The organism is Pedobacter sp. KACC 23697, from assembly GCF_045348445.1.
In the GTDB taxonomy this organism is placed as follows: domain Bacteria; phylum Bacteroidota; class Bacteroidia; order Sphingobacteriales; family Sphingobacteriaceae; genus Pedobacter.
The window spans coordinates 543,859-561,392 of the sequence record NZ_CP157485.1 but is presented as its reverse complement, the minus strand read 5'-3'; the positions used below and the strand labels follow the sequence as shown (position 1 = coordinate 561,392).

At 39.0% G+C, this 17,534-nt stretch carries 18 protein-coding genes and 2 tRNA genes; 9 read left to right on the top strand and 11 right to left on the bottom strand.

Annotation, left to right across the window (positions count from 1 at the left end):
* Nucleotides 1-267 precede the first annotated feature (267 nt).
* Nucleotides 268-693: an SRPBCC domain-containing protein gene (locus ABEG20_RS02205; protein WP_406825781.1), complete on the top strand. Its 426-nt coding sequence runs from the start codon at nucleotides 268-270 to the stop codon at nucleotides 691-693.
* Nucleotides 694-765: 72 nt separating this feature from the next.
* Here the strand turns inward: ABEG20_RS02205 and ABEG20_RS02200 are convergent.
* A tRNA-Phe gene (locus tag ABEG20_RS02200) sits at nucleotides 766-838 on the bottom strand.
* Nucleotides 839-1,069: 231 nt separating this feature from the next.
* Nucleotides 1,070-1,142 (bottom strand) — tRNA-Phe (locus ABEG20_RS02195).
* A 228-nt stretch (nucleotides 1,143-1,370) separates the two neighbouring features.
* Between ABEG20_RS02195 and ABEG20_RS02190 the strand changes: the two genes are divergently transcribed.
* The gene (locus ABEG20_RS02190; RefSeq protein ID WP_406825780.1) at nucleotides 1,371-2,666 is read left to right on the top strand and encodes a 4Fe-4S dicluster domain-containing protein; all 1,296 of its coding nucleotides are present in this window, start codon (nucleotides 1,371-1,373) and stop codon (nucleotides 2,664-2,666) included.
* 83 nt (nucleotides 2,667-2,749) lie between these two features.
* A complete protein-coding gene (locus tag ABEG20_RS02185; RefSeq protein ID WP_406825779.1) occupies nucleotides 2,750-3,538 on the top strand; it encodes a (Fe-S)-binding protein in 789 nt (262 codons plus the stop codon).
* Between the two features lie 398 nt (nucleotides 3,539-3,936).
* Here the strand turns inward: ABEG20_RS02185 and ABEG20_RS02180 are convergent, their stop codons facing one another.
* From ABEG20_RS02180 to ABEG20_RS02170, 3 genes are all read right to left on the bottom strand, one after another.
* On the bottom strand, nucleotides 3,937-5,274 hold the full coding sequence (locus ABEG20_RS02180) for a TldD/PmbA family protein (RefSeq protein WP_406825778.1): 1,338 nt from the start codon (nucleotides 5,272-5,274) through the stop codon (nucleotides 3,937-3,939).
* Nucleotides 5,275-5,282: 8 nt separating this feature from the next.
* The gene (locus tag ABEG20_RS02175) at nucleotides 5,283-6,920 is read right to left on the bottom strand and encodes a TldD/PmbA family protein (protein WP_406825777.1); all 1,638 of its coding nucleotides are present in this window, start codon (nucleotides 6,918-6,920) and stop codon (nucleotides 5,283-5,285) included.
* 452 nt (nucleotides 6,921-7,372) lie between these two features.
* Nucleotides 7,373-7,858 carry a hypothetical protein gene (locus tag ABEG20_RS02170; protein WP_406825776.1) on the bottom strand — a complete coding sequence of 162 codons (486 nt, stop codon included), beginning with the start codon at nucleotides 7,856-7,858 and terminating at the stop codon, nucleotides 7,373-7,375.
* A 50-nt stretch (nucleotides 7,859-7,908) separates the two neighbouring features.
* On the opposite strand from ABEG20_RS02170, the gene ABEG20_RS02165 reads away from it, so the two are divergent.
* The 3 genes from ABEG20_RS02165 to ABEG20_RS02155 all read left to right on the top strand — a co-directional run bounded on the left by ABEG20_RS02165 (nucleotide 7,909) and on the right by ABEG20_RS02155 (nucleotide 11,190).
* Entirely contained in the window at nucleotides 7,909-8,388 is a 480-nt protein-coding gene (locus tag ABEG20_RS02165) for an ABC transporter ATPase (RefSeq protein ID WP_406825775.1), read from the top strand.
* 4 nt (nucleotides 8,389-8,392) lie between these two features.
* Entirely contained in the window at nucleotides 8,393-8,680 is a 288-nt protein-coding gene (locus ABEG20_RS02160) for a YciI family protein (RefSeq protein ID WP_138820569.1), read from the top strand.
* Nucleotides 8,681-8,778: 98 nt separating this feature from the next.
* Entirely contained in the window at nucleotides 8,779-11,190 is a 2,412-nt protein-coding gene (locus ABEG20_RS02155) for an AsmA-like C-terminal region-containing protein (RefSeq protein WP_406825774.1), read from the top strand.
* A 74-nt stretch (nucleotides 11,191-11,264) separates the two neighbouring features.
* On the opposite strand, the gene mtgA is transcribed toward ABEG20_RS02155, so the two are convergent.
* Entirely contained in the window at nucleotides 11,265-11,993 is a 729-nt protein-coding gene (gene mtgA, locus ABEG20_RS02150) for a monofunctional biosynthetic peptidoglycan transglycosylase (protein WP_406825773.1), read from the bottom strand.
* A 230-nt stretch (nucleotides 11,994-12,223) separates the two neighbouring features.
* Between mtgA and ABEG20_RS02145 the strand changes: the two genes are divergently transcribed.
* Together ABEG20_RS02145 and ABEG20_RS02140 are read left to right on the top strand one after the other, a co-directional pair.
* On the top strand, nucleotides 12,224-13,033 hold the full coding sequence (locus ABEG20_RS02145) for a DUF1080 domain-containing protein (RefSeq protein ID WP_406825772.1): 810 nt from the start codon (nucleotides 12,224-12,226) through the stop codon (nucleotides 13,031-13,033).
* Between the two features lie 30 nt (nucleotides 13,034-13,063).
* Complete coding sequence (locus ABEG20_RS02140; RefSeq protein WP_406825771.1) at nucleotides 13,064-13,762, top strand: SDR family oxidoreductase; 699 nt, start codon at nucleotides 13,064-13,066, stop codon at nucleotides 13,760-13,762.
* A gap of 194 nt (nucleotides 13,763-13,956) precedes the next feature.
* On the opposite strand, the gene rplI is transcribed toward ABEG20_RS02140, so the two are convergent.
* The 4 genes from rplI to ABEG20_RS02120 all read right to left on the bottom strand — a co-directional run bounded on the left by rplI (nucleotide 13,957) and on the right by ABEG20_RS02120 (nucleotide 15,978).
* Complete coding sequence (gene rplI / locus ABEG20_RS02135; protein WP_090499059.1) at nucleotides 13,957-14,400, bottom strand: 50S ribosomal protein L9; 444 nt, start codon at nucleotides 14,398-14,400, stop codon at nucleotides 13,957-13,959.
* A gap of 12 nt (nucleotides 14,401-14,412) precedes the next feature.
* Nucleotides 14,413-14,676, bottom strand: a complete 264-nt coding sequence (gene rpsR / locus ABEG20_RS02130) for a 30S ribosomal protein S18 (protein ID WP_010599582.1) — start codon at nucleotides 14,674-14,676, stop codon at nucleotides 14,413-14,415.
* Nucleotides 14,676-15,032: a 30S ribosomal protein S6 gene (rpsF, locus tag ABEG20_RS02125; protein WP_086545075.1), complete on the bottom strand. Its 357-nt coding sequence runs from the start codon at nucleotides 15,030-15,032 to the stop codon at nucleotides 14,676-14,678. Before rpsF ends, rpsR begins: the two co-directional genes overlap by 1 nt.
* 352 nt (nucleotides 15,033-15,384) lie before the next feature.
* Nucleotides 15,385-15,978, bottom strand: coding sequence for a hypothetical protein (locus ABEG20_RS02120; protein ID WP_406825770.1), 594 nt, complete (start codon nucleotides 15,976-15,978; stop codon nucleotides 15,385-15,387).
* A 182-nt stretch (nucleotides 15,979-16,160) separates the two neighbouring features.
* On the opposite strand from ABEG20_RS02120, the gene ABEG20_RS02115 reads away from it, so the two are divergent.
* Entirely contained in the window at nucleotides 16,161-17,024 is an 864-nt protein-coding gene (locus ABEG20_RS02115) for an AraC family transcriptional regulator (protein WP_406825769.1), read from the top strand.
* A 4-nt stretch (nucleotides 17,025-17,028) separates the two neighbouring features.
* Here the strand turns inward: ABEG20_RS02115 and ABEG20_RS02110 are convergent, their stop codons facing one another.
* Nucleotides 17,029-17,445 carry a hypothetical protein gene (locus ABEG20_RS02110; RefSeq protein ID WP_406825768.1) on the bottom strand — a complete coding sequence of 139 codons (417 nt, stop codon included), beginning with the start codon at nucleotides 17,443-17,445 and terminating at the stop codon, nucleotides 17,029-17,031.
* Between the last annotated feature and the right edge of the window lie 89 nt (nucleotides 17,446-17,534).

Here is a 17,534-nt window from a genome sequence, read left to right as displayed (position 1 = left end):
TTCTAATATGGCATGCCTATGCCTGCGTAATGAAGTACGTAAATCTACCGATTAAATTACTTTTCATTGTAATATTTATTAAATTTCAAAAGATATTTTAAAAAGTATCCGGATGTTAACCCTTATGCCCCCATAAATTGTCGCCTTTACACCGCTTTAATCAATCAGATCATTTGCAAATTTGTTATAACAAATTAATAATCAACAACATTAATATAGTTCCTAATTAATTTTAGTGAAGAATAACGGTAACTTAAATTCAACCTCATGGAAAAAATTAAATTTAAAACTACAATTAACGCTCCAGGAGAGAAAGTTTGGGATGTGCTTTTTGGTGTAAAAACTTACCCTGAATGGACTGCGGTATTTGCTGAAGGATCGCAGGTGGAAACCGACTGGAAAAAAGGAAGCAGGGCAATTTTTAGTGATGGGAAAGGAAATGGCATGGTTGCGGTGATCCACGAAAATATACCCGGTCAATACCTGTCCATCAAACATATCGGCGAAATTAAAGATGGCCAAGAAGAACTGCATAACTGGGGCGAATCATTCGAAAACTATACCTTAAATGAAAAAGGTGGACAAACCGAACTACTGATTGATATGGATATCGTTAAAGAATGGACAGCATATTTTCAGGAAACGTGGCCCAAAGCTTTAGCTAAAGTGAAAGAAATTGCCGAAAATAAATAACATGCTGAAACATAAGACTTAAGAATCTCATTAAACCAAAAAAGCCTTTCATTGCTGAAAGGCTTTTGGAAGTGGTGCCACCTGGATTCGAACCAGGGACACAAGGATTTTCAGTCCTTTGCTCTACCGACTGAGCTATGGCACCATCCGTTTGGGTTTGCAAATGTAGTGTTCTTTTTCTCAAATCCAAAAAAGGATTTCAGTTTTTTTTCTATCAATGCAGCGATAACGTGTCAACTTTTTGATAAGCAGAAAGATCCATTATTTTTTTTTAAACTATTTGTATAAGACACCTACTGGTTCCGCTAAACACCGAGCATTTTAAAAAACAGCTGAAAACCAAAAAAGCCTCTCATTGCTGAAAGGCTTTTGGAAGTGGTGCCACCTGGATTCGAACCAGGGACACAAGGATTTTCAGTCCTTTGCTCTACCGACTGAGCTATGGCACCATCCGTTTGGGTTTGCAAATGTAGCGTTCTTTTTTCAAAAGCAAAATTTTTTTTTGATTATTTCATTGTAACGCTGATTATCAATTAATTAATTTTTTATTTTTCAAAAAGCAATTTACCATCGTTTCTTAGAATGAATACAAACAAATATTTTTTATTATTTTTTTATGCATGCATAGCAATTTATTTGGATTAATATCCTATTTTAGCATGACAATCTAATATTGCATGGTAGCACAGATCCTTTTTCTAGTACTTACACTTGCAGCAATTGCGCTGTTTACAGTTAACCTGCGTAAAATAATTCGCAATATCCGCTTAGGCAAACCGGTAAATCGACAAGATCAACCGCAAAAAAGATTAATGACCATGATCCGGGTGGCTTTCGGGCAATCTAAAATGGTTGTTCGCCCTATCCCGGCCTTTCTCCACTTTTTTGTTTACATCGGCTTTGTCATTATCAACATCGAAGTTTTGGAAATCATGATTGATGGATTATTTGGCACACACCGTATTTTTAATGGCCTGGGCGGCTTGTATAACTTCCTGATTGGCTCTTTCGAAATCCTGGCCCTTACGGTTTGGGTTTCCTGTGCTATTTTTCTTGTCCGAAGGAACATTCTAAAACTTAAACGCTTTAGTGGTGTAGAGATGAAAAGCTGGCCAAAGTCTGATGCCAACTATATCCTCATCACCGAGATTTTGTTAATGAGTGCTTTTTTGTTTATGAATGCAGCCGATGCAAAACTACAGCTGATGGGGGCCAGTCATTATGTTAATGCCGGTGCATTTCCCGTAAGCCAGTATTTAATAAACATCCTGCCATCATCAGAAAGTACGCTGGTTATTGTAGAGCGCAGCTGCTGGTGGTTCCATATCATTGGTATTCTGGCTTTCTTAAATTACCTGCCCTACTCCAAACATTTTCATATCCTCTTCGCCTTTCCAAACACCTATTTTTCCAATCTGGAACCTAAAGGTGAGTTTACCAATATGGCCTCAGTTACCAATGAGGTAAAAGCCATGCTCGATCCTTCTTTTGTTCCGGCCGAGGCTGAACCCGGTAAGTTTGGCGCAAAAGATGTAACCGATTTAAGCTGGGTAAACCTGATGAACGCTTATACCTGTACCGAATGCGGACGATGTACTTCTGTATGCCCTGCAAATATTACAGGTAAACTTTTATCGCCAAGGAAAATAATGATGGACACCCGCGACCGGATTACCGAAGTGGGCCAGAATATTGATAAACATGGTGCAGAACATCAGGACGGAAAGTCATTACTGGACGATTACATCAGCAGAGAAGAAATCTGGGCCTGTACCAGCTGTAATGCCTGCGTTGAGGCTTGCCCGGTAAATATTGATCCTTTACAGATTATTACGGAACTGCGCCGTTTTGCGGTGATGGAAGAATCGCAGGCACCCGGAAGTATTAACGCGATGTTAGGCAATATCGAGAATAACCAGGCACCCTGGAAATACTCCCCTGCTGATCGCTTTAACTGGGCAAAAGAAAGTTAGCAGTTGGCAATGAATTAAAATAATTATATCAAGTCTTGATACCCGATACTTCATACTTGATACCAGATACTAGATATAGACAAATGGAATTTAAAGTCCCTACAATGGCCGAGTTAATGGCCGCAGGTGAAGAACCGGAAATATTATTTTGGGTAGGTTGTGCTGGAAGCTACGATGAAAGAGCACAGAAAATTACCCGCGACATTTGCAAGATCTTACATCATGTAGGTATCAAATATGCGGTTTTAGGAACAGAAGAAAGTTGCACAGGAGATCCTGCCAAAAGAGCGGGGAACGAATTCCTTTTCCAGATGCAAGCCATGACCAATATTGAGGTATTAAATGCTTATAACATCAAAAAAATCGTAACCGGCTGTCCGCATTGTTTCAATACCATTAAAAATGAATATCCGGGTTTAGGCGGCGCTTATGAAGTGATCCACCATACACAACTTATCCAAGACTTAATTAACGAGGGCAAACTGAAAGCTGAAGGAGGCGAAAGTTTCAAAGGTAAAAAAATCACTTATCACGATCCTTGTTATTTGGGCCGCGGGAACGGAATTTACGAAGCTCCAAGAAAAGCTTTGGAAGTACTTGATGCGCAATTAGTAGAAATGAAACGCTGCAAAAGCAATGGTTTATGCTGCGGTGCAGGTGGTGCACAAATGTTCAAAGAACCCGAAAAAGGAAATAAAGACATCAATGTTGAACGTATTGACGAAGCGCTTGAAACCAATCCACAATTTATTGCAGCTGGCTGTCCATTCTGTATGACAATGCTCAGCGATGGTATTAAATTAAAAGATAAAGAACAGGAAGTTAAGGTACTAGACATTGCAGAAATTACGGCAAGGGCAAACGGCTTGTAACGATCGTTTTAAACTCACTTAATAAAAGTGGTATCATAAGCGTTATTTCCGCTTCAATCTGTCAGGTTGAGCTAAACCTGTACTGAGCTTGACGAATGTATCGAAACGCTTTAATCTGTAGCCAACAGCGCTTTCGATAAGCTATCAATTACAAATTTCTTAGAAATTTCGTCATTGCGAGAAGGAACGACGAAGCAATCTTTGCAGCAAGGATCGCCAGCATGAAAGATTGCTTCGTAGTCTGAAAAAGCCTTCTCGCAATGACGATTTTTTGAGTAGATCAATATAGTTGAATGCTCCTGTAACCATATTAATCTTCAATATCATAAATTCCCCCTCTGGATAACAAATCGAGATGAATGATACAAGCTCTTTTATAAACTCACAGTTATAATTTGCTATACCGCATCAGACAAAGACGTAAAAGTAAAATCCCTTATTCTCAATGGCGGCAACAGATAGTTTGCTTCCGATTCGGCACTTACTGTTCTTTCGGCTATTCCGATTTCATCCAGGTTATTCAGCATAATAATCGGACTTTCATTGAAACGAAAATTCTTGACCGGAAACTTGATTTCTCCATTTTCGATAAAAAAAGTGCCATCTCTGGTTAGCCCGGTTAATAACAAGGTTTGTGGATCTACCGTACGGATATACCATAAACGCGTAACCAAAATACCTTTTTCTGTTCCTTTGATCAGTTCTTCCAATGTTTTGGTTCCACCTTTCATAATGGCGCTGCCAGGAGTGGGTATTGCTTTGATTCCGGTTTTTTGTGCCCAGTATCTCGAGCTGTATAAATTTTTAACTACTCCTTTTTCTATCCAGTTTACTTTCTCCTGTGGCCGCCCATCTCCAGCCCATGTTGAAGTCGGAAGCTCAGGATTCCAGGGATCAGAATAAATGTTCACCCGCTCATCGACCAGCTGTTCTCCTAATTTCGTCTTCCCTCCGGTTTTACTCATAAAGCTCCGCCCTTCATCTGCTTGTCTGGCATCTAATGAATAAAATAAGTTCTCCAACATCACCGCTACAGCAGTTGGTTCTAAGATAACGGTGTATTTACCTGGTTCTATCGCTTTTGCGGTTACTGATGACATTGCTTTTTTGGCGGCAACAGCGGTATCGGCCTTTGCATTCAGCTTACTGAAATCGTTATATCCCCTTGTGGCATAACCTGAGCCTTTGCCATCATCAGTCCTCACCGTAATGTTAAAAGCAACGTCAGTTGAAGTATTATAGGCAAATAAACCCTTACTGTTCATTATTGCCGAGCAACCCACGCTGTTCGACAAAAAACCTGCAGCATTCAGTTTGTTATCCATAGCCTGTTTTAAACTCGCCTGTACGGCATCGGCTCTATCCTTTGGCGTAACAGCCGCCGTAGCAGGAGAAAATGTGGGTGAATCGGGACCATATTCCTGAGGCCCGAGAAAAGGCATAAATTCAGGGTTTTCCGGTGCAAGCTGCGCAAGTTCTTCCGCCCTGCGCACTACTTTTTCTAATGAAACATCATCAAATTCGTTAATGGTTGCTGTACCCAGCTTTTTCCCGAAGGCTGCACTTACCACCAAACTATTGGCACTAATTCCACCACTGGTAGAAACCGCGTTTCTGGCATACCTCAGGTTGCCGCTATCTGAACAATTTAAATTTACTTCACATTGTTCTGCTTTAGAGTAAGAAAGTACTTTGGTCAAAAGTGCCCTTGCTTCTGCTTTGGTTAAGATTGGCATAATTTCTATCAGATTTTTCTTGCGGTATTGATTACATTAACTTTATTAAAACGCGTGGTTGCCGATCCGTGAGATACAGCACTTACCTGTCCAGGCTGGCCCTTACCATCAAAGAACGAGCCGCCCAGGCGGTAATCGCTCTGATCGCAAATGGCCACACACGAATTCCAGAATTCCTGCGTATTGGCCTGATAAGCCACATCTTTAAGCATGCCAACAATTTTGCCGGCTTTAATTTCGTAATAAAGCTGACCGCCGAACTGAAAATTATAACGCTGCTGATCGATAGAAAAAGATCCGTCGCCAACAATGTAAATACCTTTTTCCACATTTTTGATCTGATCGGCTATACTCAATTTAACCTTACCTGGCTGTAATGAAATATTGGCCATACGCTGAAACTGAACACTGCTCCAGTTATCGGCATAACAACATCCCTGCGACGCATTTAAGCCTAATATATGTGCCTGATCTCTGATCGCCTGGTAATTCACCAGGATACCGTCTTTAATGATATCCCATTTTCCACATTTCACCCCTTCATCATCATAACCAACAGCGCCTAAAGAGCCAACTTCGGTCTTATCTGCGGTGATATTCACTTCTTTACTGCCGTAATTAAATTTTTTAGATTCCCATTTATCCAAAGTCAGGAAACTGGTTCCCGCATAATTGGCTTCATAGCCCAATACACGGTCGAGCTCTGTAGGGTGACCACATGATTCGTGAATGGTTAGCCATAAATGTGAAGGATCCAATACCAGATCATACTTACCCGGCTCTACCGATTTTGCCTTCATCTTTTCACCTACCTGCCTCGCAGCCTGTTTAGCATCTTCAAGCATATCGTACCTGCCTTTATACAATGTACCGGAAGCCGTTTGTATCTTATCCTCAGGCCTTGCATTTAAATATTCGTAGCCTTTACCTGTAGGCGCACTTAGGGCATTCCTGGTTTCGAACTTACCACTTTCCTTATCTATTTTAGTGATAAAGAAAGTTGGCCAGATGCGATGGATATCCTGATCGATATAAGAACCATCAGTGGAAGCAAAATATTTTTGTTCGTTTACCGCAAATAAGATGGAGTTAATGTAGTCTGCACCGCCCTTCAGGGCCGCATCATTCACTGCCAGCAATAAATCTACCTTTTCCTTTACAGGTACCTCAAAAGTGTTTTTCTCAATTGGTGCTTTCCAGCTTACCTCACCGTATCCTTTTTGCGGTGCCAGCTTTACAGGCTCCCTTAACAAACGGGCATTTTCTTTGGCAATAGTTACCGCAAGTTCAGCAGCTTTGGCGATACTGTCTTTATCCAGTTTATCCGTTGCTGCAAATCCCCAGCTTCCGTTCGAAATTACCCTGATACCGATGCCATATGATTCGGTATTCACAATATTCTCTACTTTATCTTCACGTGTAACCACATATTGGTTCAGATACCTGCCTATACGTACATCGGTATAAGTTGCTCCTTTTGATCGTGCCGCATTTAAGGCTACATCCGACATGATTTTTTTAGCCGCAGGATCAATATGTTCTAAAGCCTGCTCGGGGGAAATCTCTTTCCCAAAAACCGGAATGGCTGGGAGCATGGCCGCAGCAGCGCCTACACCGGTTAAATAAATAAAATTTCTACGTTTCAAGATGAGATGGTTTAAATATAGCTGAATATAAGTCTTTTAACTTATTCTTCGAAATTTTTCTGTTTTAAATTTAACTGAATTTTAATGAAGCAGTATGCCTAAAATAACATCACTATAAAACCGTTTCTTATTTTTCAGAAAGCAATTGCAGTATTCAACAGGTTAAAATCTTCATGCGCGACCTCCTGCTATAAAAAACAGCCTCCGTCCGGTCAGGTTTAGCTTGTCATTTCCTGCTACCAGGCTGGTTTTCCAGGCACCAGGCCCGGGTTTCTAGCCCTGATCGGAGCGGCATCCCCCGATCCTTCATCGGGGATAAAGCGGAGCGCAGGAATAACTTTAAAAAAAGCGAATGACATTGCGCTCCAAAAGCAACCAAAATCTTTATATCACCATGCAATCTTGCTTATTCTTGGAAAGCAATTGCCATATCCCAAATATTAATTCTCTATCTATGGCCTTTGAAGAATCGAAACCTCTGCATTAATTTTATTCAGATTATCACGAATGAGGTTTAAATCTTCAGCCTCCATATTTTTTAAAGGAATTATTATCTGTGTAGCCATCGAATCTACATCTCCTCCCCTGTCTTTATAAGTCTGCACAATCACATCATCACCTTTGGTATGGATATACAATTTACCCGAAGTGGTTGTACCATAATAGTCCATATCTTTAAATTTCGACAGCTTGAATGCGAAATACTCCGTTTTACCGTTATTAAAATATCGTTTATAACGGCAAAAGCCATTGTTGGTAACATTTAGCTCATAGCGTTTTATCCGATCACTTTCCTGGCTGTTATCATAATGATCAGTAAATGTTTTTTGGAGATAGCTGGCACACTGTTCCATGGATTCGGGGTCGGAAAAAGCACATAAAAACATACAAAAAGCCGAAAGTAGGGATATTTTCAAGCAGCGTGTAAACTTTTTCATCGGGTTAGCGTTTTAAACACAGCAATTTAATTAAAATCGTAAATTTGTATATGAGTTTTTCTCCACAATCAAGAGTTTGGATATACCAAAGCGATCGCAAATTTACTTCTACTGAAGAAACTGAGATCTTAAATATGTTGGCAGCTTTTACCAACCAATGGAAAGCACATGGCAACGAACTGCTTGCAAAAGCAGAAATACGCTATGGCTTTTTTATCATCCTAACCGTTGATGAAAGTCAGGCGGGCGTTACCGGTTGTTCTATTGATAGCTCCGTTCGCTTAATTAAAGAAATTGAACAGAAATACCATATAGATCTTTTTAACCGTTTCAACATTGCTTATAAAGTAAATGGAGAAGTGGTGGTAAACAACAAGGAGGATTTTGAAACTTTGGTAATCATAAAACAGGTAACACCAGAAACGATTGTATTTAACAATATGGTTCAAAACCTGGATGAGCTTGAAACGAAGTGGGAAGTTCCTTTTAAAAACAGCTGGCATTCTACTGTTTTTGCACATTTATTATAAGCCTGTGTTTATTGTAGATCTTAAATATATTGTTCCGCTAACCGAGTTAGATGCGCATATGGAAGCGCATGTGCAATATTTAAAGAAATACTATAAGAAAAATATTTTTGTGGCTTCGGGCAGAAAGGTGCCCCGTACTGGCGGAATTATTTTGGCCCTGGCTAAAGATGAGGCTGAATTAAAGAAAATTCTGATGGAAGACCCCTTTTATAAACACCGATTGGCCGATTTTACCATTACACATTTTCTGACTTCGCAATACCACCCAGATCTGGAATCGCTTTTAGGCTAACTGATTTACCGGAGATTTTTATATTGCAGCTATTTTTTATTGTGGGCCAAACAATTAGCTAGCAAAAAACATTATATTGGTTAAATCAAATCATGTGTATGAAGCGCTGGATCAAAATCTCTTTAAAAATCATATCGGTTTTAGTTATCCTGGTTATCTTAACCTGGCTGGCAGGCGCTTTTTACATCAGCAGAAATAAAAAAGAAGTATTGGCTTCTATCCTTTCGCAACTGAATAAAAATTTAAACGGCCAGATTACCGCCACCAGCATGGAGCCTACGCTTTTGAAAAGCTTTCCGGGTGTTTCTGTTTCATTAAATGGCGTTTTGTTAAGAGATAGCCTATGGGCGCAGCACAAACACGATCTGTTAAAGGCACAGGATATTGATGTATCATTAAATATACTCTCCCTTATTGTGGGTAATATCAATATTAAACAAATTGCCATTAATAATGCTTCCATTTATATCTATACCGACTCTACAGGTTATAGCAACACCAGCATTTTCAAAAGCAAGCCTAAACCCGATAAAAAATCATCACCAAAATCTTCCGCTCTGGAAGTTAAAAAAATTGATTTTAACCGGGTGAGTCTGATATTAGACAACAAAAAAAGGTATAAGCTGTTCAATTTTAACATCGATCAGATCCAGGGCAGAATGGAATACCCGGATAGTGGCTGGACAGGTAAAATTAAGTTACTGACCAAAGTAAACAGCTTTGCCTTTAATACCCGTAAAGGTAGCTTTTTGAAAGATAAAACTTTGGAGGGTATCTTAAAGGCGCATTATAGCCGCGATCTGGATGCGATTATATTGAGTCCCGAAATCCTGAACATTGGTGGTCACCCTTTTAAAATCGGCGCCAAAATAGAATTGGCTAAATCTGCTTTTGCTATTAGCATTGCTGTTGATGATATTTTATTCAGAGATGTTGCCTTACTGTTATCACCTAACATCTCCTCAAAACTTCTAAAATTTGGCATTGAAAAACCGATCAATATCAGGGGAAATATCGTTGACGACGGATCAGGAAAATATGGAGATCCTTTGATTAATGTTGGCATAACCGTGAGGGATAATGTGGTTTCTATTCCGGCAGGCAAATTAACAGCCTGTAATTTTGATGGATCCTTTACTAATCGTGATACCGTTGGCGGCATTATTGGCGACGAAAACTCGTCCATCAAATTCCATAGGCTCACGGCAAAATATTTCAATGCGCCGCTTAAAATAGACACCTTCACGGTAAATAATTTAGCTCGTCCGATTGCCACCGGATTGGTCACCTCGCAATTTCCGCTAACCAATTTAAACAATTCATTTGGCACAAACGACTTTGAATTTAAAAACGGAACAGCCAACTTAAGGTTATATTGCAAGGCTGATATTGATAACTTCAGGTTCACCAAACCAGTTGTTTCGGGTAAAATACAAATTGCCGACGCTGATATCCTTTATATTCCCAGGAAGCTGCACCTGGTAAAAAGCGCCTTAAACATCAATTTTAACCAAAATGATTTATCCATACAGAACGGCCATTTCCAATTGGGCAAAAGTGAGCTCAATGTAAGCTGTAGCATTGCCAATTTTGCCAACCTGTATTATACGGCTCCCGAAAAAATATTGGTGAACTTAAAAATGTCGAGCCCCCAACTCTACCTCAAAGAGTTTTTACCTTTTCTGGGACCAAGAACAGCAAAGAAAAAATCCAGCAGCAATAAGCAAGTCGTTTCAAAGGAGCTGAGCAATGTGCTGGAACTTTCTAAAATGAACATTCGTTTAACGGTTGATAAGGCCATTTATGATCATTTTCTGGCCAAAAACCTTGATGCCGACATTTCTTTACGCGGTGGAGGTATATTTTTTAATAAAATTAGTGTAATGCATGCAGGGGGTCAGTTATCGTTAAATGGAAGTATTATGCAGGAAACGGCATCAAATAGTTTTAAGGTCAATTCAAGGATCAGTCATGTAAGTGTGAAAGACTTTTTTTATTCTTTTGATAACTTTGGTCAAAATACCATTACCAATAAAAATTTAAAAGGTTATTTATCATCGTTGGTCGACATTTCGGGCAGGATATCGCACGCAGGAAAAATTCTTCCACGATCAATCAATGGTAAAGTCGTGTTCAACCTAAACAATGCTGCCCTGGTTAATTTCGAGCCGATGGTGAAGGTAGGGAAATTTGCTTTTGCCAACAGGAACCTATCAAATGTTGAAATCAAAAACCTTGATGGAACCCTAAACATCCGCGGTGACAAGGTAGACATCAGTCCGATGCAGATCAACTCCAGCGCCTTAAATTTTAACGTAAAAGGCACTTATGCATTAGGAAATGGCACAAATGTACAAATGGACATTCCACTGCGAAATCCAAAGGGCGATGAAAACCTAACCCGGGCAGAAAAAAGAGAAGCCCGTATGCGTGGTATCGTATTGCACTTGAAAGCCGTTGACGACGAAAAAGGCGGAATAAAAATCAGGTGGAACAAAGATCATGATTAGTATTAGTCCCAAGTCTGAAATCCAGAGTCCTTAGTCGATAAATGGGCTGAAGACTAAGGACTTTGGACTGTTGACTAAAAATCCAGCGGCCCCAACCTGTTCATATTTCTTAAGATCAGATATTGGCGGTGCCTGATGTATGGGGTTGCATTTTTGGGCGTCCACCTCCTGGGGTTTGGAAAACAGGAAGCAATTAAAGCGGCTTGTTTCTTGGTTAATTTCGTGCATGATTTGCCATAATACTCCTGGGCAGCGGCCTCGGCACCATAAATTCCATCGCCCATTTCAATTACATTGAGGTAAACTTCCAATATCCTTTCTTTGCTCCAGAACAACTCTATCAATAAAGTAAAGTAGGCTTCAAAACCTTTTCTGATCCACGACCGGCCAGGCCATAAAAAAACATTTTTAGCAGTTTGTTGCGAAATGGTGCTTCCGCCCTTTATCTTTTTTCCTTTGGCGTTACTGGCAAAAGCTTTTTCAATGGCTTTCATATCAAAACCGATATGCGTTAAAAAAAGCTGATCTTCGGCAGAAACCGCCGCCCTTTTCATATTATCAGAAATATCATCAAATTTCACCCATTTTTTTTCTGTTTTAAAAGGTTTTCCATCTGCTTTACGTTCAATGTTCCGCAGCACCATTAAAAGAGTGATGGGCGGATTGATGAAACGAAGCGCAATAACCCAAAACACAGAAACCAATAAAAAATATATAAATACTTTTGTAGCCACATCAGTAATCCGCTTTAGCAGGGGATGTTTTGCTTTGCTTTTGGTTCTGGTTGCCCGTGTTTTTGCCATGGGAGCAAAGGTAATTAAAGAGACGGAAATGCCAGCGCTAATAATGGCCTTAATTACGCCGGTATTAATCATCAGCAACCGCACATGACGGCAATTATTTCATACCGGACTCAACTTATATCTGATAAATAAGTTTGTTTATGTATTTTAGTCCGGGACAGTGAATTAACCATTCTCAATTTCCTAAACCACACAAAAACCAGATAGCGGAACCAACCATAATTAAATAGATGAAAAAACTAAGCTACCTATTGCTTGCCCTTTGTTTTTGGGGCTGCAGCACCACTAAAAACATCAATAACCAATCAGAAAAGTGGATCACACTTTTTAATGGGAAAGACATTAAGGATTGGAATGTTAAAATCCACCACCACGATTACAATGTAAATTACGGTAATACTTTTAGGGTTGAAGATGGCATTATTCAAGTGCGATATGATCAATATGGCGATTTTAATGATCAGTTCGGACATCTCTATTATAAAACACCGTTTTCTTATTATCATTTAAAGTTAAAATACCGTTTCGTAGGCGAGTTGCAAAAAGGTGCACCGAGTTATACGCTACGCAACAGCGGTGTAATGTTCCATTCGCAGGATCCGAAAACAATGCCTAAAGAACAGGATTGGCCAATATCTATTGAAATGCAGTTTTTAGGTGGCTTAAGTGATGGCAAACCCCGCCCAACAGGAAATATGTGTTCACCAGGTACCGATATTTTTTACAAAGGAAAGTTGTATGACGGACATTGCCTGGACTCCAAATCTAAAACCTATGACGGGGACCAGTGGGTATTCGCAGAACTGATTGTATTAGGCGATTCACTGGTTACCCACATTATCAATGGCGATACGGTATTACAATATAGCAAGCCCCAAATTGGCGGAGATGTGGCTAACCGTTTCGACCCAAAAATTAAAATAGATGGTAAAGCGCTTAAATCTGGTTTTATTGCCCTACAAAGCGAAGGGCAGCCTGTTGATTTTAAAGATATCGAAATCAAACAGCTCCCTGTACCATCCGCTTCAAAATCTAAGTAAACATTTTTAACACATATACGTTAAGAGAACATGAAAGTTGCATTAATTACAGGCGGAAGCAAAGGAATAGGTTTCGGTATTGCCGAATCACTTTTAAAAGAAGGCTATAAAGTAGCCATTACAAGCAGAACAATGGCCGGCGCAAACCAGGCTGCAGCTCAGTTGGTGGTACATGGTGATGTGTTGGCTATAGAAGCAGATGTTGCTGATTTTAAATCTCAGCAGGATGCTGTGAATCTGATCATCGAAAAATGGGGACAATTGGATGTACTCATTGCCAATGCAGGAATTGGTCATTTTGCACCAGTTGATGAATTGGACATTCAGCTATGGAAAGAAACCATTGATACCAATTTAACAGGTGTTTTCTACAGCATTAAAGCTACGGTTGATGAAATCAAAAAGACCAAAGGACATATTTTTACCATTTCCAGCCTGGCAGGCACAAACTTTTTTGCCGGAGGATCGGCTTATAATGCCAGTAAATTTGGCTTAACAGGTTTTACGCAATCGGTTATGCTTGATTTAAGAAAATATGGAGTAAAGGTGAGTACCATTATGCCGGGATCGGTAGCGAGCCACTTCAACGACCATCAGCCCAATGCTGAAGATGATGCCTGGAAAATCCAGCCGGAGGACATGGGCAAACTGATTGTTGATTTATTGGCTATGCCGGCAAGAACACTGCCTAGCAAGGTAGAAATAAGGCCTACTACACCGAAAGGATAAAAGGAAGGATGATGTGTGATGGAAAATGGAAGATGTAGTTAAGTTTAAACAATTTATTGAATAAAACTTAATAGATAAGTAATTATTGCTCACTTAATCTTCACCATCATCCATCTTACATTCTTAACTCTTACATCCAATAAGAAAGGCCTCTCGATTTGATCAAGAGGCCTTTCTTATTGATTAAAGAATGCTTATTCAGCAATTACTTCGAAAGGAACCTGAACTTTAACTTCTTTGTGTAAGTTTAAGTTAGCTACATATTCGCCAACAAATTTAGGTTCAGTTTCGAAAGTAATACGACGACGGTCTACATCAAAGCCTTGTGCTTTTAATGCTTCAGCAATCTGGATGGTATTAACCGCTCCGAAGATTTTTCCGCTTTCGCCTGCTTTGGCACCGATTGAAAGTTTAACATCAGCTAAACGCTCAGCCACACCTTCGGCATCTTTCTTAATTTTATCTTGTTTAAAAGCAGCTTGCTTTAAGTTTTCTGCCAATACTTTTTTAGCAGAAGAAGTAGCCAGTGCTGCAAATCCTTGAGGGATTAAATAGTTACGGCCAAAACCTGGCTTTACTGTAACTACATCATCTTTCTCACCAAGGCCTTTAATATCTTGTTTTAAAATAATTTCCATATCTCTAGCCTCCTATTTTAATTGATCAGCAACGAAAGGTAACAAACCGATATGACGGGCACGTTTAACGGCCTGAGCCACTTTACGCTGGAATTTTAACGAAGTACCAGTTAAACGGCGTGGTAATAACTTACCCTGATCGTTAATAAATTTCAACAGGAAGTTTGCATCCTTATAATCGATGTATTTAATTCCGTTTTTCTTGAAACGGCAATATTTTTTACGGTTATCCTCTACTTTAGGGGCAGTTACGTATTGTATTTGTTCTCTTGCCATTACGCTGCAACCTCCTTAGTTTTTTTGTTAAAAGCACCACTACGCTTTTTCTCATTGTAAGCAACAGCGTGTTTATCTAAACGGATTGTTAAGAAACGTAACACACGCTCATCGCGTTTTAATTCAAGCTCTAATTTTGCGATCAAATCTCCTGAAGCTTTGTATTCAGTTAAGTTGAAGAATCCGTTTGATTTTTTCTCAATTGGATACGCTAATTTTCTCAAACCCCAATTATCTTCCTGGATAATTTCGGCTCCGTTATCAGTTAGAACTGCTTTGAATTTAGCTAATGCCTCTTTCGCAGCCTCTTCAGATAACAACGGGGTTAGAACGATAACAGTTTCGTACTGATTCATTGTTATAAATTATGTTTTTAATTTTTTAATCCCGAGGTATATTACGGGGATGCAAAAGTAACAATATTTTTCTTAAAATCAAATGATTAATTAGATTTTATGTACCAAATACAATAAGAGAGAATGAAAACGGAAGATGGAAAATGAAATAAAACCGTGACCATTACATCACCCATCTTACATCATCCATCCTACATCACCCATCTTACATCATCCATCCTACATCATCCATCTTACATCATCCATCTTACATCATCCATCCTACATCACCCATCCTCCATCACCCATTTAACATAAAAAAGGGAGTTCGTCTATCCGACAATCTCCCTGGATCAATTAGCTGTAAAGAGTTTTAGTAGGTTTCTATCGTTTTTACAAAACTATCATCGTTGTATTTAACCACAAAAGTTAATTCTTTAGAATCAGTTTTGCTGATATTGAATTTTTTTACCAGTTGTGATTTATCCTTGAACACCTCATTATAAACCACATCATTGTATTCGTTATACACACTAACTTCTACCGGATTGTTTTCCAGGTTTTCAAGATTAAGCGTAATTACCTGATCTTTTTTAGTATAAACAGGCTTAAACACGTTAGATATCTTTGGCTCAGAAACAATTGCTTCACCATTTTTAATCACAATATTATATTTAGCAACCTTTGCATCCGATGCTGCCTTAAGCGTATACTTCCCGTCAGGAAGTTCGTTCAGATCATAGATTTTGCTGGAAGCGGCTGAAGCATGAATGGTTTCTTCAAACAATACTTCATCATACGCATCAATCAGCGATAAATTGATATTTTCTGCTTTATCAACAGAAAAACGAATAAATTTTTCCTTTTCACCTTTTACTTTTAAAGTAAAATCACCATCGTTAGCGTGTACACCCGTAGCAGTAAAAAACAACGCTGCTATTAAACCGATTTTTAAGAACTTTTTCATAACCAATATCTTTAAAGAGTTAATCATTATATGACACTACTAAGGTAAGGAGGCATTGGACATATAGTTGATTGCATATTTTCCAATATCTATGCTATATTACCCACGATATCTTCCTATTTTTACAAAACACTCAATAAAGCATATTTTTTATGTATTTTGGTGAAATAATTTAGTAAAATATGAAACCAAGTTTTGAGGTTGTTGAGCCTTCTTTCGGAAGTTCATTCTATTATTCTAAATACGTGGAAAATGCCAATAACATGGCCCACCTTTGGCATTACCACCCTGAAATTGAAATGGTGTTTGTGAATGGCGGTGCCGGAAAAAGGCAGATCGGCAGTCATGTGTCCTATTACACGGAAGGCGACTTGATCTTAATTGGCAGCAACCTTCCCCATTGTGGCTTTACCGACAGCAATACCGGCAATAAAAATGAGACCGTCATCCAGATGAAACCCGATTTTTTGGGTAGTATTTTTCTGGGCCTGCAGGAGATCAGAGGTATACAGGAACTGTTTAATAAAGCGAAGGCCGGAATAGCTTTTGGCAGGGAAACCATGCTGGCAGTTGGCCACCGGATAGAAATGATGGACGAGCAATCACCTTTCGATCGGCTTTTAACCTTATTGCGTGTTTTAAAAGAACTCGAACTGGCCAGAGATTATAAAATATTAAACGCCGATGGTTTTTCAATGGAAATGCAGGTGCAGGATAACGACCGCATCAATATGATTTTTAATTATGTAAAAGATCACTTCCAGGAGCAAATCAGCTTAAAGTATGTAGCAGAAATGTCGAGCATGACTGTTCCGTCCTTTTGCCGCTACTTTAAAAAGATTACAAAGAAAACATTTACACATTTCGTAAACGAATATCGCGTGGTGCATGCCTCTAAACTTTTGGCCGAAAAACAAACCAGCATCACCAATATCTCCTACGAAAGCGGTTTCAACAACTTTAGCCATTTTAACAAATTATTTAAGGAGTTTACAGGAAAAAGTGCTTCGGAGTACAGAAATGAACTGAAAGCGGTAATTAAATAGTGATTTATTTCTTCAAATAATGGGTATATTCTTTATAATCTAACTGATCCCGCTTAGGCCCTTCAACAATAAAGACAAAAGTATTTTTATCGATACTGACTAATCTGCATGGGTTTACCAAACCCGTTTTAAGTTCAAATCTGCTTTCTGAAATGATGGTATAAGTATCGTTAGAAATCTGATCAAAATATTGAATTGCTTTCCCATCCTTGTTAAAGTGGTAATACTCCCCTCTTTTTGCCAACGTGGTTGTTTCATTTAGCAATTTACCTGTATAATCATAGTTTTTCTCCACCAATTTTTCATATTTCCAATCGCCAATAATTTTACTTTTAAAATCATCAACCGGATCCTTTTTACAGGAACATACAATTAGCAATAAGCAGGATAAAATGAAAGGGATGAGCGTTTGGCGTTTCATAAAGATCATTTTTTCAAAGATAGATTTAATTTTTGGCAGGAAAAACATCATTAATATTTTTGTACAAAAATGGATTGAAATAGTCGATT

Excerpts from the sequence above, each read along its gene's own strand:
- ABEG20_RS02115 (WP_406825769.1), top strand. The coding sequence starts at position 16,161 with ATGAAACCAAGTTTTGAGGTTGTTGAGCCTTCTTTCGGAAGTTCATTC.
- ABEG20_RS02170 (WP_406825776.1), bottom strand. The coding sequence starts at position 7,858 with ATGAAAAAGTTTACACGCTGCTTGAAAATATCCCTACTTTCGGCTTTT.
- ABEG20_RS02120 (WP_406825770.1), bottom strand. The coding sequence starts at position 15,978 with ATGAAAAAGTTCTTAAAAATCGGTTTAATAGCAGCGTTGTTTTTTACT.
- ABEG20_RS02165 (WP_406825775.1), top strand. The coding sequence starts at position 7,909 with ATGAGTTTTTCTCCACAATCAAGAGTTTGGATATACCAAAGCGATCGC.
- rpsF (WP_086545075.1), bottom strand. The coding sequence starts at position 15,032 with ATGAATCAGTACGAAACTGTTATCGTTCTAACCCCGTTGTTATCTGAA.
- ABEG20_RS02145 (WP_406825772.1), top strand. The coding sequence starts at position 12,224 with ATGAAAAAACTAAGCTACCTATTGCTTGCCCTTTGTTTTTGGGGCTGC.
- ABEG20_RS02185 (WP_406825779.1), top strand. The coding sequence starts at position 2,750 with ATGGAATTTAAAGTCCCTACAATGGCCGAGTTAATGGCCGCAGGTGAA.
- ABEG20_RS02180 (WP_406825778.1), bottom strand. The coding sequence starts at position 5,274 with ATGCCAATCTTAACCAAAGCAGAAGCAAGGGCACTTTTGACCAAAGTA.
- rplI (WP_090499059.1), bottom strand. The coding sequence starts at position 14,400 with ATGGAAATTATTTTAAAACAAGATATTAAAGGCCTTGGTGAGAAAGAT.
- ABEG20_RS02110 (WP_406825768.1), bottom strand. The coding sequence starts at position 17,445 with ATGAAACGCCAAACGCTCATCCCTTTCATTTTATCCTGCTTATTGCTA.
- ABEG20_RS02205 (WP_406825781.1), top strand. The coding sequence starts at position 268 with ATGGAAAAAATTAAATTTAAAACTACAATTAACGCTCCAGGAGAGAAA.
- rpsR (WP_010599582.1), bottom strand. The coding sequence starts at position 14,676 with ATGGCAAGAGAACAAATACAATACGTAACTGCCCCTAAAGTAGAGGAT.
- ABEG20_RS02155 (WP_406825774.1), top strand. The coding sequence starts at position 8,779 with ATGAAGCGCTGGATCAAAATCTCTTTAAAAATCATATCGGTTTTAGTT.
- ABEG20_RS02140 (WP_406825771.1), top strand. The coding sequence starts at position 13,064 with ATGAAAGTTGCATTAATTACAGGCGGAAGCAAAGGAATAGGTTTCGGT.
- mtgA (WP_406825773.1), bottom strand. The coding sequence starts at position 11,993 with ATGGCAAAAACACGGGCAACCAGAACCAAAAGCAAAGCAAAACATCCC.
- ABEG20_RS02190 (WP_406825780.1), top strand. The coding sequence starts at position 1,371 with ATGGTAGCACAGATCCTTTTTCTAGTACTTACACTTGCAGCAATTGCG.